We start from the raw sequence: 401 nt of genomic DNA, 5'->3' as shown, positions 1-401 counted from the left end.
ACCTCACTCACTTCCGAGCGCCTGGTGCGAATCTTTCAGCAGCTAAAGGCGGAACACGGTCTGCCGCAGGTCATGCGGTGCGACAACGGACCGGAATTTCTGGGCGAGGCGTTCACCGCCTGGGCCAAACGGGCCGGAATGGCCATTCAATACATCCAACCCGGCAAACCCAATCAGAATGCCTACGTCGAACGCTTCAACCGCACGTAMCGTGAAGAGGTGCTGGACCAGCATCTGTTTGCCACCCWGGATGATGTCCGCGAAGCCACCTACTGGTGGATGATCGAATACAACGAGGAACGACCGCACGATGCGCTGGGCAACATGACACCAGCCGAGGCCAGATTACTTGCCGCCAGAAACTCTACTTTTGAACTGTCGCCTTGACGGGGAAGCTTACG

Annotated in this window: 1 protein-coding gene; it reads left to right on the top strand. The window is 57.6% G+C overall.

Going from position 1 to position 401, the window contains the following annotated elements:
- The coding region (locus DEH80_RS17080) for an integrase core domain-containing protein (RefSeq protein WP_133249320.1) at positions 1–387 on the top strand (387 nt) is incomplete at its 5' end.
- Positions 388–401: the final 14 nt, after the last annotated feature.

This window comes from Abyssibacter profundi (genome assembly GCF_003151135.1).
GTDB lineage: Bacteria > Pseudomonadota > Gammaproteobacteria > Nevskiales > OUC007 > Abyssibacter > Abyssibacter profundi.
This window is presented reverse-complemented; position numbering and strand designations above follow the sequence as displayed.